At 48.8% G+C, this 250-nt stretch carries 1 protein-coding gene; it reads left to right on the top strand.

The window, feature by feature from the left end:
• Positions 1 to 250: DNA-3-methyladenine glycosylase family protein (locus SB773_RS33565; protein ID WP_410594780.1), on the top strand; the 250-nt coding region annotated here is incomplete at both ends.

Raw genomic sequence — 250 nt, 5'->3', positions numbered from 1 at the left:
GGGGATTATCGGTCAGCAAATCAATATGACCTTTGCGTATACGTTGAAAAGGCGTCTGGTAGAGAGCTTTGGTCGGCAAGTAACCTGTGAGGGAGAGGTGTACTGGCTGTTTCCAGAGCCTGAACGGATCGCAGAGCTTCGCGTAGAGGACTTGCATGCACTCAAAATGACAGGCAAAAAAAGTGAATACCTCATTGATGTAGCGAGGCTCATCGTAGAAGGGAAACTGAGTAAGGAGCAGCTTCTCACC

The sequence above is a fragment of the Bacillus sp. SIMBA_074 genome (assembly GCF_046534555.1).
In the GTDB taxonomy this organism is placed as follows: domain Bacteria; phylum Bacillota; class Bacilli; order Bacillales; family Bacillaceae_G; genus Bacillus_A; species Bacillus_A mycoides.
This window is presented reverse-complemented; position numbering and strand designations above follow the sequence as displayed.